Raw genomic sequence first — 22,726 nt, 5'->3', positions numbered from 1 at the left:
TCTGAAGATGCAAGGAGACAGCATCATGTTTAACGTCAACATCACGAAATTGGAGCCAATGCGTATCATCGGCCTGCCACACACGGGGCCTTACGGGGAGATCAATCGGACCTTCACTGAGCTATACCAACTGGTGACGAGCCGCCAGCTTTTTCGTCCCGGCATACTGGGTGTTGCTATTTATTACGACGATCCTGACGTGACGCCGGTCGAAAAACTGCGTGCTTTTGCTGCCATTTCTGCCCCTACGGATGTCACAGCCGAAACGCCCCTCGTCGAGCAATTCACCCCGGGCGGCGATCATGCTGTTCTAGTTTTCCAAGGGCCGTATGTTGGACTGCACGATGCATATAAATGGTTGTTCGAGACGTGGTTGCTGGAGTCTGGGCGTACAATGGGAAATGCCCCTCCTTACGAGGTCTATCTCAACGATCCTTCCAACACGTCACCACCTGACCTATTAACTGAAATCCGCGTACCACTTGCCGAGGCTTGACAGAGTTACAAACATGCAATGTCGTCAACAAAGTTACTTTGCTTACCACCAATACACAAAGATCTGCCCCGCCATTATTGATAACAGGCAGGTAAACACCTGCCTTAGCCTTCATTAAAACCTCTTGAAATTTGTTACGGTGCTACAGACTTACCATCGACGGTCACATTTCTGATCGCGTTGAAATGCCAAGGGGTATCTCCACGTAATTGGCTAAAAGTTACGTGGTCAAACTGGCTGTCTTCTAAATCGCTAATGGCAGTTGGGGGCACATTATTGAAATGCACATTGTTGAAGCGAATCTGTCGGTGCCAGGCATTCTTTTCACTATTCCCTTTGATTTCGATTGCTGGCTTATCGCCCAATGTTCCCTGTACCGTGACGTTCTGTACGAGGAAATTATAAAATTGAGCCGGTTTTTTCGCCGCAGGGTAATCAATCTTGGCGTTAGGATCTGAATAATTCAACGTCAGGATCACCGGCTGGCGGAGGATATCCTTCATGGCATTATTGCGGAATGTGATGTTACGAGCACCACCGCCGATATCCGTGGTGCTCTTGGCGCGCAAACCGACATCGGTAAGGTAGATAACGTTGTTTTCCGCCAGAATATCCTCAATCCAAGCCCCGGTGTGGCTGCCCGTCACCACAGCGCCATGCCCCCGGCGCAGATAGTTGTTGAATAACCAAGCCCCTTTCATTGAAGGTTGCTCACGCGCTTTTTCCCCGGTTCCTGCCGCGAAGTTAATACAGTCATCACCCGTATCAAAGAAATTATTCATGACTATCACATTCTGGCTGTTACCAAACTCAATACCATCGCCATTGTTAGCATCAAAGGTTTGATGAACCAGGTTATTAGCTGTCACATTGCGATTCTCCAACAGCATAACGCCGTGGAAAGCCGGATTGCGTGCTGTGAAATCGGCCAAATACACATTCTTAACGCCACGCAATGTCACCAGGCTAGATCGACGCTGTCCGTAAGCGATTTGTAACGGTACACCTTCGGCCACCGCTTTGGCGACCTGATGCTTAGCCAAGATGCCATCTTTATGGACTTCACTGTTTCTACTGGAAATATACTGTGGCAGACGGTTTCCCACTTCATCGACAATCTCAGCGGTTTTTTGGTGTAACCAGCCATTGCCGTCAATCACTCCTGGCCCAACAATGCGTATATTGCGGAAAGTTCCCGGCTCTACGTGTTCTGAATCGATGGCATTAAGCAAAGATGCTGGCCGCATTTCGGTAGAATAGCTATACAACCGGTAAGCTGGCGGGTAATCAGCAGGGTCATCAGAACCCAGCAAGGTAGAACCCGCTTGCAGGTTGAGCGTCATATCACTTTTCAACCATAGCGCCCCGGTTTTATAAACTCCCGCAGGAACATCAAGCCGGCAGCCAGGTTGGCAAGCATCAATCGCCCGTTGAATCGCTTTAGTATTTAACGTGCTGCTATCCCCTATAGCACCAAAATCCGTGATATTGACCACGGTCGGTAACGGGGTGGTTTTTATCGTAACGCTTTGACTCGCGTCTGATAGCGAACCATCGGCATAGAGCGCTTTGACGGTAAACGAATACTGACTCTCGGGCTTTAAATCCGTTACTTTGAAATTCTGGATCACAATCCGCTGCGAAAAATTATCTTTGTCATTCGCATAAAAATGATTGATGTAAGGCTTGGCAGGTGAAAACCGATCGTTGTTTTCACTGGCTTTACCCAACAGTTTCCCTTCTGAATAAACCAGATAGTCAGCTATATCTCCGGTATCTTCTGGCGCTTTCCACACCAACATCAGGCTACTGTCATCAGCCGACAGAGCTGGGACATGCAATTGCTGCGGTGCTTGTTTATTTAGTGGAGCTGCAGACACCTGCGGAGTGGTTGCAATCAAACTGGTTGCCATAAGCAGAATCATAGTCTTAATCGTTATATAGGAAGGAGAGAGCTGTATTCTCATGGGGATCCCTTATCACTGGAAGAACAGTCAAGGTCGCTGTACCCAAAAGAATTGCAAGTTGCAGGCAAATAACAGCTGAACGGCAAACCGCCCCGCCGGCTCAGTTTAGATAGCGTCGGCACCAACAGAGCAAGGCAAACAAAACCCGCAGATTGAAAGGCTATTAGGTATACAGCACATTGAATACTAACCCTTTTACGGTTAAATTTAAATAAAAGAAACGATATTTTACTAAAATAGATACCACGGTTTATTTTTTTGTGACAAGTGTCAAAAATGGATCACATAGCGCGAGTCCCCTCATCGCCAAAAACCTAGTGCCTGACACAATCCATGAAAACCCGCGGGAAGTTCTGGTTTCTCAAATCCCAATTTTGCAGAATATCAATATTCAAATTGTGTTCGCGCTGAAAAGCCAAGTATTAATGTTGAGAAATATTGAAGTGGCATTCAGCTCTGGAATGCCACTGTGAGTCCCTATCGATACCCGCTAGCTACTTCAACGCCAGTTCGGATCCTTCATTACCGAATAGCGACCACTGCCAAGGAAGGCGATGGCCAGCCCGGCAAAGAAATACACCGCCATATCTTCTGCTCCCCAGGCCCCAACCTTCGTCAGCATCAGCGCCTTGCCGGGATCGATCAGCAGGTAAGCCGCCAGCATGGTAAATGAAAACACCAACGCCGCCGGGCGGGTAAAAATCCCCAAAATAATCAACAGTGGTGCCACTAACTCGCCTAGGAAAACGCCGTAACCGATAAATCCTGGCAGCCCATGTTGAGTCAGCAATCCCTGGATATAATCGATACCGCCGATCAGTTTATGCCACCCATGGAATATCATCATAATGCTGAACGCCAAACGCAGGATCAGCTTGCCCAGATCCGGACGATCCATGACACGATTAAACCAATTCACCATGTTGCACCCATTGAAAGTTAATGATAATCGCAATCAATCTAATCCTAAGTTGCATTTTTACAACGAAATTCGTAGTAAACCTTGATCTAACACATTAAATAAACTTTCATAAGAACCGACGCCACCTGCATGCCTGCCTCCTTAGATCGCGGCGTTATAGTAAGCATAGAAAGAATTATCTTTCTATCTATAGAAGCTAAATGTTAATAATTGGCATTTTATGCTGACATTATTTTTTTGACAGCAAAACATCTCGCACTCATGGGAATTATATATCATTAAATACTTTATTAATGCTTAAGCTTGCGGAATATGGCCTCTCATACCATATTTATTACACTCTGAAGAATGTGGTGGATTAAGTGAAATAAAAAACTTAACCATGTACTTTACACGTAACATTCTGAATGAGCTTTTATTTTAATGGGATACCACGCGCCTGCGCAATGCTGGCACGCTCTGTGTATTTCATTTTATTTAGCATAGCAATTCACCGCTAATATAATTAGCCCGGGAAGTAAACGTTGTGAGCCTCACGTAACTGTTCGCCACCAGCGGTGGTCTCGCTTGCGCGCGGCACACACTATTCGTTCCAATTCAAAAGGTTAAAATGAATTAAATTACCGTTATTGTTATTACAATAGCGCACTTTTTAGTGCGTCTAAAAAACAAAAAATCATGAACATCCACGTTACTGGAGGCTCAGGGATTAATTCGCCCCATTAATCCACAGCAATAAATAACACAACTAATGCAACCTGTTTTATTGATTTTTCCCGGTGGCAGTAATAGGCCGCCATAATAAAAACCTATACAGGCAGCACCTTATGAGCGATGAACAACTTGCATCCGATGCGGCACTACAGCAATTTATCGATCTTTCCCGTTTATTAACCGGTTTTGACCGTTTTGAGTTACTCGGTACTGGCCAAGCAGCCTTTTATTATGACTGGGTACAAACGCACGCGGCAGAACGTTTTGCCACATTATTGGCGACCTACGGCGAACTTCCGGCAGATGCTGCACAGCACTCGTCCTTTGTAGAAACCCAACTGCTGGGTTCTGAAAAGTTGTCAACGTTGGTGAGCAGCATTATCAAGCTGTGGTACCTAGGCCAGTGGTATTCGCCAGACAACCCGAATGATACCCAGATCCCCAGTGCTAACAGCTATCAACAGGGCTTGGTGTGGGATGCGATTCATGCCCATCCACAGGGTGCCAAACAACAAGGCTTTGGTGCCTGGTCTGAACCGCCAGTAACCCCATCCACAGTGGTGAAACTATGAATATCATCACTCTTGAACAAGCAGAGACAACCGAGTACGACGTGGTGATCGTAGGTGGTGGGATCTCCGGCGCCATCGTTGCCAAAACCCTGACGCAAGCGGGAAAACGCTGCCTGATTGTCGAGGCCGGTACCGGCCTTGGGACGGATTACCAAGGCTATCTGGATTACCTCAACACCTTTTATACCGCCACCATCAAAATCCCCAATGCTCCCTACCCTGATAATCCCAATGCCCGCGAGCCGCTGGAAACCGATGTTACCAAAACACCGAACGACCAAGGTTACTTTGTCCAGCGAGGGCCGCTGCCATTCAGTTCGACCTACACCCGCTATCTGGGGGGCACTACCCTGCACTGGCTCGGAACCTCGCTGCGCATGCTACCAGAGGATTTTCGCCTGAAGTCGCTTTATGGCGTGGGTATCGATTGGCCGATCGATTACCAGGAGCTGGAACCGTGGTACCGCAAGGCTGAGTTGGAGCTCGGGGTTTCCGCCAATGTGGAAGAACAGTCCTATCTTGGTGTCACCTTCCCGCCAGATTACGTCTACCCAATGCACGGTCTGCCTGCAAGTTGGAGTGACAAACAACTGGCCAGCCGCATTGATGGCATGCAGGTGGAGGATGACGGCAAGTCTTACACCCTGAAAGTGCGTGGCACGCCCGCATCACGCAATAGCGTTCCCAATAGTGCTTACGATAAGGGCCGGGGCTATACCCCAAAAGGTGCCGTGGGTAACGACAAAGTGGGCCTCCGCTGCATGGGTAACTCCAGTTGCGTGCCTATCTGCCCTATTCAGGCCAAATATAATGCACTGAAAACACTGAACACCGCCAACCACGAAAAGCTCGATATCGTGTTGCAGAGCGTGGCGTTCCAATTGGATATCGACCCACACAGTAAGGCGATCAACGGCGTTCAGTTAAAACACTATCGCTATCCGGGAGATAATTCCTACAGCCTGCATACGGTGCGGGGCAAACGCTATGTGCTCGCCGCCCACGCTGTCGCCAACGCGGTGCTATTACTGGCCTCCGGTGCCTGTAAAGGCAACGATCTGGTTGGCCGCCATCTGATGGATCACCCGGAGTTGCTGACATGGGGCCTAACCAAGAAAACGCCATTGTGGCCGCTACGTGGCCCATTAGCGACCTCCGGCATCGAGGATCTCCGCGGTGGCAGCTTCCGTAAACACCATGCACCGTATCGATTCGAAATGGGCAACGACGGTTGGCTGTGGCCAGCTCAGGCACCGTCTAAGGATGTGATCACTCTGGTAGACGAGGAACAACTGCACGGTAAAGAGTTACGTGAAAGGCTCAAAGACCAGGTTTCACGTCAATTCCGCTTCGGCATCCTGGTGGAACAGCTACCGGAGTACGATAACCGCGTCACCATCGATCCAAATTATCTAGACATAATGGGTAACTACCGCCCGGTTATTCACTACGATTTATCGCCCTATACCCGCGCCGGTTTCGCCAGCGCTTACGATATGTCGATGAAAATCTTCGACCAGGCCGATATCAAGAACTACTCGTCCTACTCAAAAGAGGATGCCGGAGCCTTCGTCTGCCCAGACGGCAGAACCCTCACCTTTAACGGTGCCGGGCATTTTGCCGGAACCCACTGCATGGGCGGTTCACCAGAAAGCTCCGTGGTGAATAAGGACCAGCGCACCTGGGAGCACCCCAACCTCTATCTGGTAGGCTGCGGCAACATGATAAACATGGGTACCTCAAACCCAACGCTAACCATGTCGGCGCTCACCTGTTGGGCTGCGCATAACATCCTCCAGGATCTGAACGGGGGGCATCATGCGGCAGATTGATTGGCAGCAAGCCACCGCCCAACCCTATGATGCGGTGATCGTAGGTTCAGGATTTGCCGGTTGCATCATGGCCAAGCAGTTGACCCGCGCTGGCCGCCGGGTGCTGATCGTCGAAGCCGGGACGGGCAACGACAGCTTTGGCCAGCACCTGGATCATGTGCAAACCTTTATGCAGGCGGTGGCAAAAACACCTAACGCGCCCTATCCCAACTCGCCCAACGCACCACAGCCAGAAGTGACTGACGTTGAACCCATCACGCCCGGTAAACCTTCGCACAAAGGGTATTTCGTGCAGATGGGCCCCTATCCCTTCGAAAGTAACTATACCCGTCGGCTGGGTGGCACTTCGCTGCACTGGTTCGGCAGTTGTCCACGGATGCTGCCTGAGGATTTTGCCATGGCCACGCTGTTTGGCCGTGGCGTAGACTGGCCGCTGAGCTATGAGGAATTACTGCCGTATTATCAACGCGCTGAACTGGAAATTGGGGTTTCCGCCGACGTGCAGGATCAGCAATACCACGGCATCTATTTTGCACCAGGCTATCAGTACCCGATGCAAAAAATCCCGCAAAGCTATCTGGATCGCTGGATGATCGCCGGATTGGCACAGGCCGAATTACCCGGTATGGCAGACAAAGCCCAGATCCGCTCTATCCCGCAAGGCAGAAACAGCGTGCCCAATGCAGGTTATACCCCGCGTGGTGCGGTGGGTAATCCGGCCGTGGGTCGTCGCTGTATGGGCAACTCCAGCTGTATTCCTATCTGCCCGATCCAGGCTCGTTACAACGCGTTAAAAACCCTGGTGGAAACGGATGCCGATTTGCTGATCCAGGCGGTTGCCTCTCGTCTGCATATCTCGCCAGAGACGGGGCAAATCAGCGCGTTGGACTGCAAGGTGTGGAAGAACGACAGCAGCCATGACTTTGAGCCGATCACCTTACACAGCGAGCTGTTTATTCTGGCCGCCAATGCCATCGAAAACGCCGTGTTATTACAGGCATCACAGGCCTGTCAGTCCAGCGGAGAGCTGGGGCGCAACCTGATGGATCACCCCACCATTCTGTCTTGGGGATTAGCGCCGGAAGCGATAGGTGCATTTCGTGGACCGGGTTTGACGTCAACGCTGGTGAACTACCGGGGGGGCGAGTTTCGCCGCGATCGCGCCGCATTTGTGCTGGAGATCGGCAACTGGGGCTGGAGCTGGCCACGCAACGAACCGGTGGACAGCACGGTGGATATGGTAGATGACGAGCGATTGTATGGCAAGGCGTTACGCCAGCGGCTTGGGCAGGTGCTACCCCGGCAAATCCGCCTGGATATGATGACCGAACAGCTGCCGGATGCCGCCAATCGCGTCACCATCGACGATCGCTGGCGTGATCCGCTCGGCAATTACCGGCCAGTGATCCACTACAACGTGGATGACTACAGCCAGGGCGGCATGGCGTTTGGTCGCGAAGTGGCCAGCAGCCTGTTCAGCCAACTGGGGATCAAGGATTTCACCCACTACCCGTCGGACAACCCCGGTTATTTCACCTGGCAAGGTAACGGTTACATCTGGGCAGGCGTTGGCCATGTGGCCGGCACCCACCGGATGGGAACGCGGCCAGAAAACTCGGTAGTCAACCGGCACCAGCAAAGCTGGGATCACCCCAACCTTTACGTTATTGGCTGCGGCAGCATGCCAACGCTGGGCACCTCAAACCCCACGCTCACTATGACGGCCCTGACCTTCGCCACTGCCGACCACATACTCGGACGGAAACATTGATATGAACATGACCGCAAAAGCCAAGACCTTCCAGCTTGCTGAAACCTCGTTTGCCCAACTCGGCTATGTGCAGTTTGCCGACGAAAAAAGTCTGGCGCAGGATCTGACCGAACTGCGCGATCTGCTGCTGAACGCTATGCAACTGGAACATGCCACCATTCCCCCCTATCTGACGATGCTCTATACCCTGGATGACGACGTGGACTGGCGCATCATCGAAACCCTGCGTTCGGTGGTGGTTGAAGAGATGCTGCACTTCACCCTGACGGCCAACCTGCTCAACGCCATCGGCGGTACGCCCGCGGTCGATTCGCCCGACTTCCTGCCCAGTTATCCCGCACGTCTGCCTTACGATATTGATGATATTGAAGTGAATCTGTACGGTTTCTCCAAAAACGGCATCTTCCAGGGCATGGTGATCGAGCATCCGAAAGATGTCCGCCCGCGCGCCATCGCCAATGAAGTCCCCAGCGATATGACCATCGGTGAGTTTTATCTTTACGTTGAATCGCGCCTGCGGGCTGCGGTGGAAACCCATGGAGAACGGGCGATTTTCTGCGGCGATCCACAGCGCCAGATCCCACCGGATGTTTTCTACTATGGTGGTGGGGGCAACGTACTGAAAGTGAGCGATCTGAAGTCCGCGATAGCCGCCATGAAACTGATTACCGATCAGGGTGAAGGCACAGAAAACGATATCTGGGTCGTGGATGAAGATGAGTTGGCTCACTATTTCCGTTTTAGCCAGATCTACAATGAACGGCTGTATCAAAAAGGCGATACCGTGGCCAGTGGCCCTACCGGCGAGCCGTTCCCGGTGCCGTGGGGTAAAAGCGTGCTGATCGACAGCAACGCCAAGGTCAGCGATTATCCACCCGGAGAGGTTCGTGACGCCATCATCCGGTTTAACCAACGTTACTGTCAGTTGCTCGGCGATCTGCAGGCAGCATTTACCGGTGCCCCAGACAAGTTGATGGCCGCCGTGGTGGCGATGTGCGCGTTGCGGGATGACTTCCGGGCCATCACCGCCAACCCTTTCCCCGGCAAGGAATTATTCCACTGCGCCCCCACGTTTGAGTACAGCGTGGCTAACCGCCAGCCGCTGGGTAAACAGGTGTTGATGGCTGCTCCGGCCACCGCAGCGTTAACCACAACCGACAGTGTAGATGCCAGTGCCAGTGCCAGTGCCAGTGCCAGTGCCAGCAATGAGGCCACCCTGGATCAGCTGCAGCAAGCCTATTCCACCGGTAACCTGCAGTTGGCACTCTCCTGCATGAGTGACGAGGTGATCTGGGATATCTCCGGCCCCAGCGAATGCCCCTATCTGGGGGTGTTCTACGGCCACGAAGGGTTTACCCGTTTTTGGACGCTGCTCGGTGCAACGGTGAATTTTGGCAGCGCGGGCGTCGAGAAATCCTTCTTCAGCGGCGATCAGGCAATGTCCTACGGGGGCGAACAAGGCACGACCAAATGCGGCCGCGTGCCCTATCGCTACGACTGGGCGATCCGTTATCAATTCAATGAACAGCATCAAATCACCCTGATGCGTCAGTACTTCAACCCACTGAACATTCTTTCGGCGCTGAAAGCCGCGCCTTATCCGGTACCGGCGGCTTGCCCACACTCGGCCAAACCTCAATCCCCACAACAGTAGGAACCACGCACATGTCTAATCAGCAAAATGATTTACCCAGCATCCCGTCGCCGTTCACCATGCCGTTCTACTACGCCTCACTGACCAACGTTGGTGTGTATTATCTGGTGCCGTTGAGCCGAGTGGAACCTTATTTGCAGGGAACCGGGCTTAGCCCGGCACGGTTTGGCGATAAGGCGATGGTGAGCTTTAACTTCCAATTGTACGCTGGGCAATTTGCCTCTGGCCTCAATACCCCGCCAGAGCAATGGGGCAGCAGCGGTGCAGCGATCACCCAGGAGCTGGAGCTCAACATTGTTGCCTATCCCGAGCACCGTAAAGACCAGTTGGCACCGATTGGCTATGAGGAATTTATTCAAGACGGCGATCAAACCAAGCTGTACGGTAACCATCGCGTCTGGGTGCCTTGCGATGCCCCTATCGCCATCGCCGCCGGTGAGCAGCTGTTTGGCGAGCCTAAATTCCAGACCACTTTCAAGGTCAATTTGGCCTCACAAAATCCGGTGCGGACCAACTCTGCGGTCTATCAACCCGAGTGGGTAGAAACCTGGGGCTTCCGGGTGGACGATCCAAAGGATGCCAACACTGCGATATTCACCTGCATCGTCAACACCTTGGGCATCAAGTCAATCCCGGGCAACATCTCGCCAATTACCGAATACGGCGTTCACGATAACAAGCTGATCGGTTGCCGCTGGAACATCCTGCAGGCGATGGATACCTATTTCCTCAACGGCGGCCACGCTGAGGCGGTAAAACTGGTGCTGGGTACCAGCAGCCACCCCATGCGTAAAGATCTGGAGCAGTTGATCGGCGGTTGCGCCCCTGTGGCAGTGCAAACCCTCAACTCAGCCCCGGCGGCCATTCAAAGCCGCGCCTATTACCCATAGCCGTTTGCCCCGCCGCCGGTTCGGGGCGGGGATGATTTTTCGCATGCCACGTTCCGGGAGCCAACTATGAGTGAAGTCGACAATATCTATTTTTCCCGCTTTGCCCAGATCAAGGGGCAGTCTTTTGACTATATCGTGATTGGTGGCGGTGCCTATGGCACCAGCTTTACCCACCGGGTGCTGCAACATAATCCTCAGGCCCGAATTCTGGTGCTGGAGAAAGGCAACTATCTGATCCCCGACCATATTCAGAACATTCCACCGGCCTACATCAAACTCAACACCAGCGTAGGTATCCGACCATGGACGTACCATGGCTCTGCCGATATGAAACTCAGCCTTAACTTTATGCCGCAGATCCCTTATGTGGGCGGTCGCGCGCTGTTTTGGAACGCCTGGACACCGCAACCCGATAGCAGCGAAATGCCGGACTGGCCACCGCAGGCGATCGAGCGCCTGGATAATCAGTGGTATCCCACCGGCGAATTTATGGGGCGGCGCTACTCCCTGGAGATCCCCGGCAATCGCAACCAGTCACTGAATCGCTTTATGGGTGAGCGCCTGTTCTCGCAATTGGCCAATATCAGTGGAGCCAAACCGCAGCCAAGCCCGAGCGCGTTGGACTCAGCCATGGCAACTGGCCAGGGAGTTGCACCAGAGGATTGGGCCAAGTTCTCGCCCATTTCGGTACTGGTGAATGATGTGCAGGCTTACGCCTCACTCAAGGTGGTGGTCAATGCCGAAGTGGAGCAACTGATTGCAGAAGGTGACGTTGTCACAGAAATCATCACTAAAGACGGCTCACTGCGCGTCGGCAACGCCAAAGTGATTTTGGCCTGTAATACCCTGGAAGCCGGTTTTATCCTTACCAAGTCTTTTCCTGACGATAAACTGGTGGGAAAAAACCTGTGCGGTCATATCCGTTCCTGGCTGGCAGCCCGTATCCCCGCCAGCAGCCTGCCGGTATTAACCAACCAGTTGCAAACCGTGGCCTATTACCTGCCCGGTATCGATAAAACCACCAACCGCCTGATGCACACCCACATCAGCGTGGTCCATAACCCACAACCGACGGAAAGCTACGACGTGTTGTACCGCATCCTGCCAGATGCTTCTTCACCAGAAGCCGTTGCCACCTATCAGGATCCTGACTACGTGGTGATCATGCTGCATTCCATGGGGGAGTTCCTCGGGGAACGCTCGGTAAACTCGTGGAATTACGTCACGACCAACCCGCTGGGTGAGGCCGAAGTGTATATCCAGATGAAGGAAACCGACCGTCAATTCTGGGATGCGATGGATAAAACCACCTATGACGTGATGTACGCCCTTGCTGGAGATGCCCCACTTGAGTACCAGCACAATAACCCGGACGGCAGCTTTACCTGGGAAAAATCGCCGCCGGACAATATCCGCAATCAGGGGTTAGTGCACGAGGCGGGCACCCTGTGGATGGGCGACGATCCTGCAACCTCGGTCACCGCCCTCAACGGTCAGATGCACCGTTACCCGAACGTTTATGGCCTGGGCAGCATGTTGTTCCCCCGCCCTGGCTCATGGAACCCAACGCTGACCGGCGTAGCCCAGTCATTCGCCCTGGCCGATGAACTCAGTGGCCCACATCAGGATCAAAATCAATGAAGCGACGTAAACTGAAAATTGATGTGCAGAAAGTCCCCAAATCGTACCGCGCCTATCTGGAACTGTTGGCCAGCAAGGGGGAAGTGGTGGCGATCCCCGATGAGGTGGATTGGTATCTGGAGATCGGCGCCATTCTGCGCCACGCCTGCGAAACGGAAAGCCCAATGCCGCTGTTTAGCAAGGTGAAGGGCGCCCCCGGTTTTCGGGCGGCAGAAATGGGCCCGACGGTCAGCCGCGTACCGGGCAAGCGCTGGCAGCGTCTGGCGCTGATGCTAGGTTTACCGGACGATGCTCAGTTGCTGGAGATCCAGGATGCCTTTCTGGATGCCATCGGTCAGGAGCCGCATCCGCCAGTGATGGTTGACCCGGCCACGGCCCCATGTAAACAAAACAAATGGGTGGGCGATCAGGTTGATATGACCAAAATCCCGGCTCCTATCCTGCACGACGGCGACGGCGGCCGTTATTTCCAGACAGCCGGAGCCATCATGGTGCGAACTCCACCGGGGGAACCTGTACCTGAAGACGCCTACACGGTAGATAAGGACGCCTGGACCAATTGGTCTTTCAGCCGGGCGATGATCGCCGGTTCACGGCCGCAAAATAACCCAACGCCAAAACCGCCTCACGCCAGTTCGGTCGGCGTACCACACGGTAATGGCCCGCATTATTCGAAGAACAATATTGTCGGCCTGTGGCTGCCTTTCCAACATAACGGCATGATCTACAATATGTGGACTGCCCAGGGGAAAGACTGCCCGTTCGTGATCGCCCTTGGAGTGCCTCCGGCGGTTACCATGTTGCTGTCTGCCGCACCGCCAGCCTGGCATGATGAATACAACTATGCTTCAGCGTTCCTTGGCCACGGCATTGAGATGGTGAAAGCGGAAACCTGCGATGTGTTGGTACCAGCCGAATGTGAAATCATCATTGAAGGCTATGTCAGCGCGGATAAATCCGTGGCTGAAGGCCCGTTTGGCGAGTTCCCTGGCTACCTTTCCAACCAGTCCAGCCTGAAACCCTTGGCTAAAATCACCTGCGTCACCTTCCGCGATGAGGCTATCTTGCCGATCTGCATACCGGGTATTCCGATCGACTCTACGCTGATGCTCGGCTGCTTCTGTTTATCTGCCACCGCCAGGGTGTATTTTGAAAAGTCCGGTCTGCCGATCATCGACTGTTTCAGCCCGTTGGAGGCCTCTTCGCATTGGCTGGTGATCCGGGTCCGTGACGACTGGCATAAAATCACCGGCATGACGGTCAAAGCCTTTATCGACAAGATTGCCGAAGTGTTCTGGACCAACCATATTGGTAAAACCACCGCCAAGCTGATCATCGTGGGAGAAGATATTCCCCCTGATGACAGCAACAAAGTGACTTGGGCATTAGCGACGCGCAATAACCCGGTGCAAGGCGTGTTTCACTATCCGCAGTACGACTCCGACGGTACCGGGTTACAGATTTACCTGGATGTGGCCACCAAACTGCGCGGGCGCGGCGGCCTGGTGGCGTACAGTTGCTTGCAGATCCAACAGCAGGTCAACCAACCGTTGGAACAGGTATTGAGTTTTGCCACCAATTATCCGCTGCCGTTGCAGGAGAAAATCAAAAGCAAATGGTCTGAGTGGGGATTTGAACGCTAAAAAACCGTCCCCGCACCGCCGAAGCGGTGCGGGGGTAAGTAGACTTACTGCACCACACACTTGGCAGCCACTTTTGGGTAATCCTGCATGGTGGCTACGTTGGCCGGTAAACGGTACTGCAGTGAGCAACGCTGATTGGCTCCCTGCCCCCATTTCACCATCAGCCGCCCCTCAGGTGCCAAACCGCGCGTAAAGATCAGGTCACCCTGGCCGACCATCGCCAGATAGTTTCCCTTGTCATCCAGCACTTCTGAACCCAACGGGATCGGTTTCCCATCCGAACGGGTAGCCTGCAACATCACCGGCGCGCCGGTCTCAGTCTCGTATTTCAGCATCGTGATAGCCCCGGCGCTGGGAGCAACCTGCTGAGAACTACCCTGGATCTCCACGTTCTGCGAAGTCCCTTTCGGATCGAGCGCGATTTCGTTCTGGCGGTACGGCATCAGCCCGGAGACTACCCCGAAACCGTTACCCTGCACTGCTGCACCGACGTTGCTGCTGATGGTTGCCCCTTGCGCACCTTTGGCCTCTACCACTGCCATGGTTTCCCCCTGATACTGCGTAAAATTGACGCCCCCCGGATGCGCGACCACGCTGCCGCTCAGCCCCAGATTCAACTGGCGAGCGCTATTGCCAGTGCTTGCCCCGCCGCTCATCACCGCATACGGTGAGCTGTACTGTACGTTGCCGCCCAGCGAGTTGGCGCTGTGGCTGTCGGCCCGGTTGTTGCTACCAAACGCGTTGTAGTTCAGCTGGTTATTTTCACCCGCCGTACCGCTCAGGGTAGTTTGCGCAGTGGTATTCTTACTGTCGCTGTAATTCAGTGACGTCGTCAGCATCGGTGCACGAGACTGGCTACCCAGTGGGATGCTGAAGCTGGCCAGATATTGTGTATCCGACTTGCCCGCCGAGCCGAGAGTCCGGCTGACACCGACGTTGAAGTTACCCCAGCCATAGCTATTCCCGTACCCAGCCTGGAACGTGGTGCTGGTGCCCCCACCGTTATGCCAGTAGTTCTGCGCCGAACCGCTGAAGAACAGGCTACCGTACCCTTCGGCCAACGGCTGGTTGACGTTCAGTTGATAACGGTTACGTGGCCGAGAGGTCTCAGAAATATCACCAGCCAGACCGGGCAGGCTCCCCGCCTCGTTAAACGTGGGCGTCTCGCTACTGCGCGCCCGGGCAAAATCACCGAAACTCAGGTAGCCGTCGCTCGAAAAACGGTAGGCCGCCAGGGTAAAGTTGGTGCGCGTTTCGGGCAGCAACTTACTGTAGGTCGCCCGATAACTCTGCCCCTGCATTTGCTGCTCGTTCCCGGTGGCATTATTTTTCAGGCCGCTAGCGCGTGATTGCGTGATATCCACGGCCACCGCACCTAAACCGGTGTTCAAAGCCAATCCGCCCTGCAACGACTGGTACTTGTCGGATACAATCCCCCCAGTGTAGGCGGTCACTAGGTTGGAAATCCCCTGCTGCCATGTGCCCAGCAAGAAGCTGGGGGTAGTGTCGAGCGCGCTGTCACGATATTTTCCCGCTGACAGGTTGAAACGTGAAATCCCCGGCCGCAGCATTTGTGGCACCGCAGCATAGGCCACGGTAAAGCTGCGGGTCTGGCCGTCGGCTTCGGTTACCGTCACCAGCAGATCGCCTGAGTAGCCTGTGCTATGGAGATCGTCGATAGCAAACGGGCCTGGCGGCACGCTGGTCTCATGGACCACGTTGTTACCCTGGCGGACGGTGACTTTGGCGTTAGAATTGGCAATCCCACGGATCACCGGCGCAAAGCCGTTCTCGGTATCGGGATTCATGCGGGTATCACTGGTCAACTGCACGCCGGTGAACGGCACGCTGTCAAACTGGTCACCCGGCGTGAAGTATTGCCCCACCGAGAACTGCGCCCTGAGCGGTGCGATCGAGCGCTGAGCGTAACTACTGATAGCCTGATAGTGACCAGAATTGTTGCTCCCCTCCGTCCGGGTATAGCTGCTGTTATGACGCAACCGCCAGGCGCCCAGGTTCACCCCGCTATTAAAACCACCGAAATACTGGGTGGTATTGCCCCCATCCCGGTTGTCGGTGTGAAAAGCGTTGAGGTTATAGCCGACAAAACCGGCGGTGACGCCATGATCCCACAGCTCGGGCGCGACCACGCCACGGCGTGAACCGATAAAGGCTTGGGGGACGGTGATCTCCAGCATCAGCTCACCGGTATTGGCGCTTAACTTGAAACCGGGAATGAATTTCTCGGCGTCAAAGCACTTCTCGTTCTTCAGCGTCTGTTGCGCCAGCGCCGCCTCGGGGAGTTTGCTGGCATCCAGCCCCCATTGCAGTACCTGCTCAGGAGTAAAGCAATAGTTCACGCCTGCCTCGGGGATAGTATGGGTTACCGCGATCTCCTGGCGGCCCACCCACAGCTCATTGACGTACACATCAAAGCGATAGTGGCCGGGGCTCAAGGTGTTACCTTTGCTGAAACGCGAGAGGTCGGCCGCCTGGCCGCTGAGCCCGCGGAAAAAACCAGGGTCGAACTCTGCCAACTCCGAAGGATCCTGGTCTGTGGCATGGGCAGCCGTACTTACCGCCATCGCCAACAGGCTGGTCACAAAGATCTGACGAGTCTGGCGAGGAGTAAATGCGTTTAAGAAGCCAGCAAACATGACTATTTCTCCGAAGTTGGGTGGTTCTAAAGGTGTAATAAGCAGTAAGTAAATGTTTTTTTAAAAGGCAACCGATTGTGGATGCCCTTAAAAAATCAGGGATACCGTAACTACCAGTATCCCTAGGGGGATTAGTTGTAGTTCATTGAGAGTTCAACGTGTGAGACCACCTGGCCAGCAGATGCACCACCATCCTTGGAGTAATACTGTGCGAAGAACTTCAAGGTCCCTGCCTCGCCAACGATTGGGGTCGTTACCGTGTCTGACGCCAGGTTGAGCGCGGTACCCGCAGCATCGAGCAACTGAACTTCCACGTTGGTGGCAGCGTTGGTGGCAGCCAGGTTTTTCATGTTGCCTTCGGCGCTGATGTTCGGGCCGTTTTCGAAAGTGGCGGTTGCACCGGTGGTGCCCACATCACAGCCAGTCAGCTCGAAGGTCACTGGCACACGGCCAGCCCATGAACCTGCACCGGTCAGGGCAGACTTGGACAAGGTTGGCAGAGTGACGTTCTTGACCGCTGGGCTGCTGGCACCATTGATCAGGCAAGTGCTTTCAGTCAGTTCACCGGTGATATTGATCTGTGCATCGTAGGCAAAAGCGTTGCTTGCCAGACCAGTCAGGATCAGAGTTGCCAGGACAGTTTTGATAGAGATTGCTTTCATGTTTTATATACCTTTATTTGACTAAGTGTATTGAGCACAACAAATAGTTTGCTGTTGATTAAAATTAAATTAACGATGGTGAACGCCATCGAATGATGATTGCGATACAACCCTGAACGGATATATTTCAGAGGTGTGAATATATTGCCATATTGCTGATTGGAGTATATAAGGATATCCTTATTATTATGCCATTCAGTGGTAAGCGGTGATTCAGATAACGCCAGATAACAATAGCAATAAAAAATTAAACAAAAATTAAACGGTAATTCTTAATATGATATAAATCAACGTGTATTTATTATATAAACAAAAACAATCAGTTACTGACGTAAAAATATAGACAAAAGGACAAAATAAATTCTAATTCAATCCTGTTTATTTAAATGACAAAATTGATATAAGGAAAACCTTATTAAAGAAAAATATTATTTCTTAGTTTGCTACAGACATTGGGTGCAAATACCCTACACAAAAAAAGACCAGGAAGAAAACTTTTCCTCACCCAATAAAAAAACCGGCAAATTCACCGGTTTTTTATTGGCGACGATGGCGTTACTGGTAGGAGAAAGTCACGGTGGCCCTGCTCCTGATGTTTCCCGCCACCATGTTTGACTCTGTCTGAACGTATTTGGCCTCCAGCGGGATGTTAATGGTCTCTTTGCCGCCGCTGCCAGCGGTCCCGATAAACCACTGGTTGGTATTTCCCGACGCCGCGGAGTCCGGACCAAAGGCAATCGCCTGGTTATTCCTGAGTATCTGCACGCCCACGCCTGACGCCGTGCTACCCGTACCCAACGAAAGCGTATTGCCGGTATTGCTCGGGTCGTTGGCGTCGGTCATGGTGGCATATAGCTTGACCCCGCTGTCGCATAGCGTTGACAGCGTGAAATTATACCCGACAGCTGACAATGAGCCCGGGCCGGAGAACTGATTTTTGGTGACTCTCGGCAGCGGCACATTCTGCGTCGTTGCGCTGGTCATCTGGCAGGTTCTAGCCGTAATGGTCACTGTCGTGGTGTTAAGCGACATCACGCTTATACCGGTGGCCGTCTCCGGCAGATAACCACTGCCATAAACACGGACCAGATCCTGACGGGGGATTTGATAAACACCGGTGGTCAGGCGCCCGGTCACGATCAGTTTGGCCTGCAGGGATACTCCCATGCCCCGTGACGGAGAGGGCTCTGGAAAGAAGATGGTTAATATGTTTACTGGCGTGTAGTTCGCCGCCGACGTCGCCTTTATCCCGATAATGATGCCGATACCCGGTACATTGGTAGGGAATACCGGGTAAGTGATTCCGCTCTCGGTATAGGTAATACCCGGGATTGGCTGCGTCTCTGCCCCCATCATCAATAATGTAACACCATTGGTAATTAGACAGTCAGCACCGCCGCTAAACAAAGTGGGGTTGGTCGTGACGGCTCCCCAGCCGCTGCCTATAGGCTGACCTATGGTAGGGCCGTCCGCCCCGCCGTCAAACACCAGCGCAGGGAACGTGAGAGAGAGCGGCGGCGGCACATTGCATACAGTAGTAACAGCATACCCCTGAGAGATACCCAGCACCGCCAGCGCCAGGGCGCCCAGCGAGAGCGCAGCCAGTCTGGCGCGCGATGTCTTCTGCGTTACCGCTTTTTTTATCGTTTTCTGAATGTTGCTACTCATCATATGGATCCTGCCTTATTCTTATTGGTCATGGCATGCTGCCTCCGTGCGTAAACCCGACGCGTATTCGGTTCAGGGCGCCAATGGTGTGGTCTGCTCAACAGCTGCGCCGTAATCGTTGATCCAGCTATACATCACGTTGGCTTGCCCTGCCGGTAACGTACCTGACCCTTTCAGCGTGATGTTCTGTGTACTGAACGGTGCCAAAGTTTTCCCCTCCGCGTCCTTAAACGTGGTACTCCCATTTTTCAGGGTGACAGTGGACAACGAGACATAGAACGGGCTGTTGTTGCGCACCTGCAGTTCTACACCGTTTTTTGCAGACGTTCCCCGTGACCAGGTGAGGGATTCAGCAGCCTTGACCGGGTTACCTGCCAGCCCTTCAGGGCGATAAAACAGTTTGATACGCGAACGATAAGCCACCTGCATCACGTTGGCATCGGCATCTTTTGGCAGCGGTGGTACGTCGAGCAGGTTAAACCAGAAGATAGACTCCCGATCTTTAGGCAGCGCTGCGCCGGTAAACACTACGCGGAATGCCTGCCCCTTATTAGGGTCAATACGCACCAGCGGTGGCGTCACCAGGAAAGGCGCATTGGCGGTATCGGCTCGGCTATTGGGATCGCCACGATCGATCCACACCTGAACCATTGAAGGTTCTTTGCCCATATTGGTGGTTTTTACGGTGATTTCCCGATCTTTAGCCGGGTAAATCAGCCGGGTACCAGAAATGACCACGTTGGCCTGCGCCTGAAACACCCAACTGCACAGTACTGCAATAAGAAAGGCTTTAATCCACGATCTATTCATGATTGATATCGTCCTAAAAAAATGTGAGATGCCCGCGTGTTTAGATAATCATAGCGTTAGATAAACCACTATGCTGGATCTTTGAACCGCAATTCTCGTTGATTATTCAGCCCGGTCTCGCCGGGCTGAGATAGTGATTACAGTACACACTTGGCAGCCACTTTCGGGTAGTCCTGCATGTTGGCCAAGTCAGCGGGTAAACGGTACTGCAGCGAACAGTGCTGAGTTACTTCTGGCCCCCATTTCACCACCAGTTGCCCCTCAGGTGCCAAACCGCGCACGAAGATCAGATCGCCCTGGCCCACCATCGCCAGATAGTTTCCCTTGTCATCCAGCACTTCTGAACCCAACGGGATCGGTTTGCCGTCCGTACGGCTGGCCTGCAACATCACCGGTGTGCCGGTCTCGGTTTGGTATTTCAGCATCGTGATGGCTCCGGCGCTCGGAGCAACCTGTTGAGTACTGCCCTGGATCTCCACATCCCGTGATGTCCCTTTCGGATCGAGTGCGATTTCGTTCTGGCGATATGGCATCAGCCCGGAGACCACCCCGAAGCCGTTACCCTGAACCGCTGCACCGACGTTGCTGCTGATGGCCGCCCCTTCTGCCCCTTTGGCCTGCACCACCGCCATGGTTTCCCCCTGGTACTGTGTGAAGTTGACACCACCCGGGTGTGCGACCACGCTGCCACTCAACCCCAGGTTCAACTGCCGGGTGCTATTGCCACTGCTGGCCCCTCCGCTCATCACCGTATACGGTGAGCTGTACTGTATGTTGCCGCCCAGTGAATTTGCGCTATAGCTGTCAGCTCGGTTGCTGCTGCCAAACGCGTTGTAACTCAGTTGATTATTTTCGCCCAGCGTACCGCTCAGGGAGGTTTGCGCAGTGGTGTTCTTGCTGTCGCTGTAGTTCAGCGAAGTTGTCAGCATCGGTGCACGCGCTCGGCTGCCGAAAGGAATGCTGACGCTGGCCAGATACTGCGTATCCGATTTGCCCCCTGAGCCAATGGTCCGGCTGATACCGACGTTGAAGCTTCCCCAACGGTAGCTGTTGCCATACCCGGCCTGGAACGTGGTGCTAGTGCCACTGCCACTATGCCAGTAGTTCTGTGCCGAGCCGCTGAAGAACAGGCTGCCGTACCCGTCGGCCAATGGCTGGTTGATGTTCAGTTGATAGCGGTTACGTGGCCGGGCAGACTCGACAACGCTGCCCACCAGGCCGGGCAGACTGCTCACTTCATTAAACGTCGGAGTCTGGCTGCTGCGCGCCCGGGCGAAATCGCCGAAACTCAGGTAGCCTTCACTCGAAAAACGGTAGGCTGCCAGGGTAAAGTTGGTGCGCGTCTCGGGCAGCAGCTTGCTGTAGGTTGCCCGGTAGCTCTGCCCCTGCATATGCTCCTCGATCCCGAAGGCATTGCTCTTCAGGCCGCTAGCCCTGGACTGCGTAAGATCCAGCGCCAGCGCCCCGATGCCAGTGTTCAATGCCAGTCCGCCCTGCAACGACTGGTATTTCTCGGCCACAATGCCGCCCGTGTAGACGGTCACCAGGTTAGAGACCCCGTGCTGCCAGGTGCCCAGCAACAAATTGGGGACACTGTCGAGCGCGCTGTCACGGTATTTCCCTGCGGACAGGTTGAAGCGTGACACACCCGGCCTTAACATCTGCGGCACCGCCGCATAGGCCACGGTAAAGATGCGGGTCTGGCCGTCGGCTTCGGTGATGGTCACCTGCAGATCGCCGGAGTAGCCAGTGCTGTGGAGATCGTCGATGGCAAACGGACCGGGTGGCACGCTGGTCTCGTGGATCACGTTGTTGCCCTGGCGAATGGTAACTTTGGCGTTGGAGTTGGCAATCCCACGGATCACCGGCGCAAAGCCGTTCTCGGTATCGGGGTTCATGCGGGTATCGCTGGTCAACTGCACGCCGGTGAAGGGCACGCTGTCAAACTGATCGCCCGGCGTGAAATATTGCCCCACCGTCAGTTGTGCCTTCAGCGGCGCGATAGAGCGCTGAGCATAGGTACTGATGGATTGATAGTGACTGGAACCGTCGTTGCCGCCTGTGCGGGTATAGCTGCTGTTATGACGCATCCGCCAGGCCCCCAGGTTCACCCCGCTGTTAAAACCACCAAAGTATTGCGTGGTATTGCCTGTATCCCGGTTGTCGGTACGGAATGTGTTCAGGTTATACCCGATAAAACCGGCGGTGACGCCATGATCCCAGAGTTCAGATGCCACCACGCCACGACGTGAACCGATAAACGCCTGGGGTACGGTGATCTCCAGCATCAGATCGCCAGTGTTGGCAGTAAGCTTAAAGCCGGGAATGAATTTCTCGACATCAAAGCACTTATCGTTCTTTAACGCTTGTTGGGCCTGCACCGCCTCGGGGAGTTTGCTGGCATCCAGCCCCCACTGCCGTACCTGTTCAGGAGTAAAGCAATAACTCACCCTCGCCTCTGGGACAGTCAGTGTTACCGCGATCTCCTGGCGGCCCACCCACAGCTCATTGACGTACACATCAAAGCGATAGTGGCCAGGGCTCAAGGTGTTGCCTTTGCTAAAGCGAGAGAGAGCGGCCGCCTGGCCGCTGAGCCCACGGAAAAAACCGGGGTCGAACTCAGCCAGTTCCGGGACGTCATGGTTTGCAGCATGGACTGTCGAACTTACCGCCATCGCCAACAGGCTGGTCATAAAGATCTGCCGTGTCTGACGAGGAGTCACTACGTGTAGAAAGCCAGCAAGCATGAATATTTCTCCAAAAATTAGTGGGGTCAAGGGATAACCAGCAATGACCAAATTCCATTTTTTTAAGGGCACCCTATTTC

General features: G+C 53.7%; 15 protein-coding genes. 8 read left to right on the top strand and 7 right to left on the bottom strand.

What is annotated here, in order from left to right; all coding sequences use genetic code 11:
• Positions 1-25 precede the first annotated feature (25 nt).
• The gene (locus tag IMQ33_RS05160; protein ID WP_196063002.1) at positions 26-496 is read left to right on the top strand and encodes a GyrI-like domain-containing protein; all 471 of its coding nucleotides are present in this window, start codon (positions 26-28) and stop codon (positions 494-496) included.
• Between the two features lie 134 nt (positions 497-630).
• Here IMQ33_RS05160 and IMQ33_RS05155 read toward each other — a convergent pair whose 3' ends face one another.
• Complete coding sequence (locus IMQ33_RS05155) at positions 631-2,409, bottom strand: glycosyl hydrolase family 28 protein (RefSeq protein ID WP_370573275.1); 1,779 nt, start codon at positions 2,407-2,409, stop codon at positions 631-633.
• 553 nt (positions 2,410-2,962) lie between these two features.
• The gene (locus IMQ33_RS05150; RefSeq protein ID WP_065685023.1) at positions 2,963-3,385 is read right to left on the bottom strand and encodes a DoxX family protein; all 423 of its coding nucleotides are present in this window, start codon (positions 3,383-3,385) and stop codon (positions 2,963-2,965) included.
• Positions 3,386-4,212: 827 nt separating this feature from the next.
• On the opposite strand from IMQ33_RS05150, the gene IMQ33_RS05145 reads away from it, so the two are divergent.
• The 7 genes from IMQ33_RS05145 (at position 4,213) to IMQ33_RS05115 (ending at position 14,102) form a co-directional block, all read left to right on the top strand.
• Entirely contained in the window at positions 4,213-4,671 is a 459-nt protein-coding gene (locus IMQ33_RS05145; RefSeq protein ID WP_098931156.1) for a sugar dehydrogenase complex small subunit, read from the top strand.
• Positions 4,668-6,503: a GMC family oxidoreductase gene (locus IMQ33_RS05140; protein WP_196063001.1), complete on the top strand. Its 1,836-nt coding sequence runs from the start codon at positions 4,668-4,670 to the stop codon at positions 6,501-6,503. The genes IMQ33_RS05145 and IMQ33_RS05140 overlap by 4 nt, the downstream gene beginning before the upstream one ends.
• Positions 6,490-8,274 carry a GMC family oxidoreductase gene (locus IMQ33_RS05135; RefSeq protein WP_196063000.1) on the top strand — a complete coding sequence of 595 codons (1,785 nt, stop codon included), beginning with the start codon at positions 6,490-6,492 and terminating at the stop codon, positions 8,272-8,274. Before IMQ33_RS05140 ends, IMQ33_RS05135 begins: the two co-directional genes overlap by 14 nt.
• Position 8,275: 1 nt before the next feature.
• Positions 8,276-9,928, top strand: a complete 1,653-nt coding sequence (locus IMQ33_RS05130) for a ferritin-like protein (protein WP_196062999.1) — start codon at positions 8,276-8,278, stop codon at positions 9,926-9,928.
• A gap of 11 nt (positions 9,929-9,939) precedes the next feature.
• Complete coding sequence (locus IMQ33_RS05125) at positions 9,940-10,818, top strand: hypothetical protein (RefSeq protein ID WP_098931160.1); 879 nt, start codon at positions 9,940-9,942, stop codon at positions 10,816-10,818.
• A 66-nt stretch (positions 10,819-10,884) separates the two neighbouring features.
• Positions 10,885-12,459, top strand: a complete 1,575-nt coding sequence (locus IMQ33_RS05120; protein ID WP_196062998.1) for a GMC oxidoreductase — start codon at positions 10,885-10,887, stop codon at positions 12,457-12,459.
• Positions 12,456-14,102 carry a UbiD family decarboxylase gene (locus IMQ33_RS05115; protein ID WP_161711487.1) on the top strand — a complete coding sequence of 549 codons (1,647 nt, stop codon included), beginning with the start codon at positions 12,456-12,458 and terminating at the stop codon, positions 14,100-14,102. The genes IMQ33_RS05120 and IMQ33_RS05115 overlap by 4 nt, the downstream gene beginning before the upstream one ends.
• A gap of 44 nt (positions 14,103-14,146) precedes the next feature.
• Here the strand turns inward: IMQ33_RS05115 and IMQ33_RS05110 are convergent, their stop codons facing one another.
• The 5 genes from IMQ33_RS05110 to IMQ33_RS05090 form a co-directional block, all read right to left on the bottom strand.
• Positions 14,147-16,759 (bottom strand): fimbria/pilus outer membrane usher protein, encoded by a 2,613-nt coding sequence (locus tag IMQ33_RS05110; protein ID WP_230326863.1) that lies wholly within the window; start codon positions 16,757-16,759, stop codon positions 14,147-14,149.
• Between the two features lie 131 nt (positions 16,760-16,890).
• Positions 16,891-17,421, bottom strand: a complete 531-nt coding sequence (locus IMQ33_RS05105) for a fimbrial protein (protein ID WP_071683571.1) — start codon at positions 17,419-17,421, stop codon at positions 16,891-16,893.
• Positions 17,422-17,976: 555 nt separating this feature from the next.
• A complete protein-coding gene (locus IMQ33_RS05100; RefSeq protein WP_196062568.1) occupies positions 17,977-19,089 on the bottom strand; it encodes a fimbrial protein in 1,113 nt (370 codons plus the stop codon).
• A 72-nt stretch (positions 19,090-19,161) separates the two neighbouring features.
• Positions 19,162-19,899 carry a molecular chaperone gene (locus tag IMQ33_RS05095; protein ID WP_196062567.1) on the bottom strand — a complete coding sequence of 246 codons (738 nt, stop codon included), beginning with the start codon at positions 19,897-19,899 and terminating at the stop codon, positions 19,162-19,164.
• Positions 19,900-20,036: 137 nt separating this feature from the next.
• Positions 20,037-22,646, bottom strand: a complete 2,610-nt coding sequence (locus IMQ33_RS05090) for a fimbria/pilus outer membrane usher protein (RefSeq protein WP_230326791.1) — start codon at positions 22,644-22,646, stop codon at positions 20,037-20,039.
• Positions 22,647-22,726: the final 80 nt, after the last annotated feature.

This window comes from Serratia sp. Res13-Sevr-LER1-36-b, from assembly GCF_015673035.1.
GTDB lineage: Bacteria > Pseudomonadota > Gammaproteobacteria > Enterobacterales > Enterobacteriaceae > Chania > Chania fonticola_C.
The sequence above is the reverse complement of the archived record's forward strand: the minus strand, read 5'-3'. Positions and strand labels throughout refer to the sequence as shown.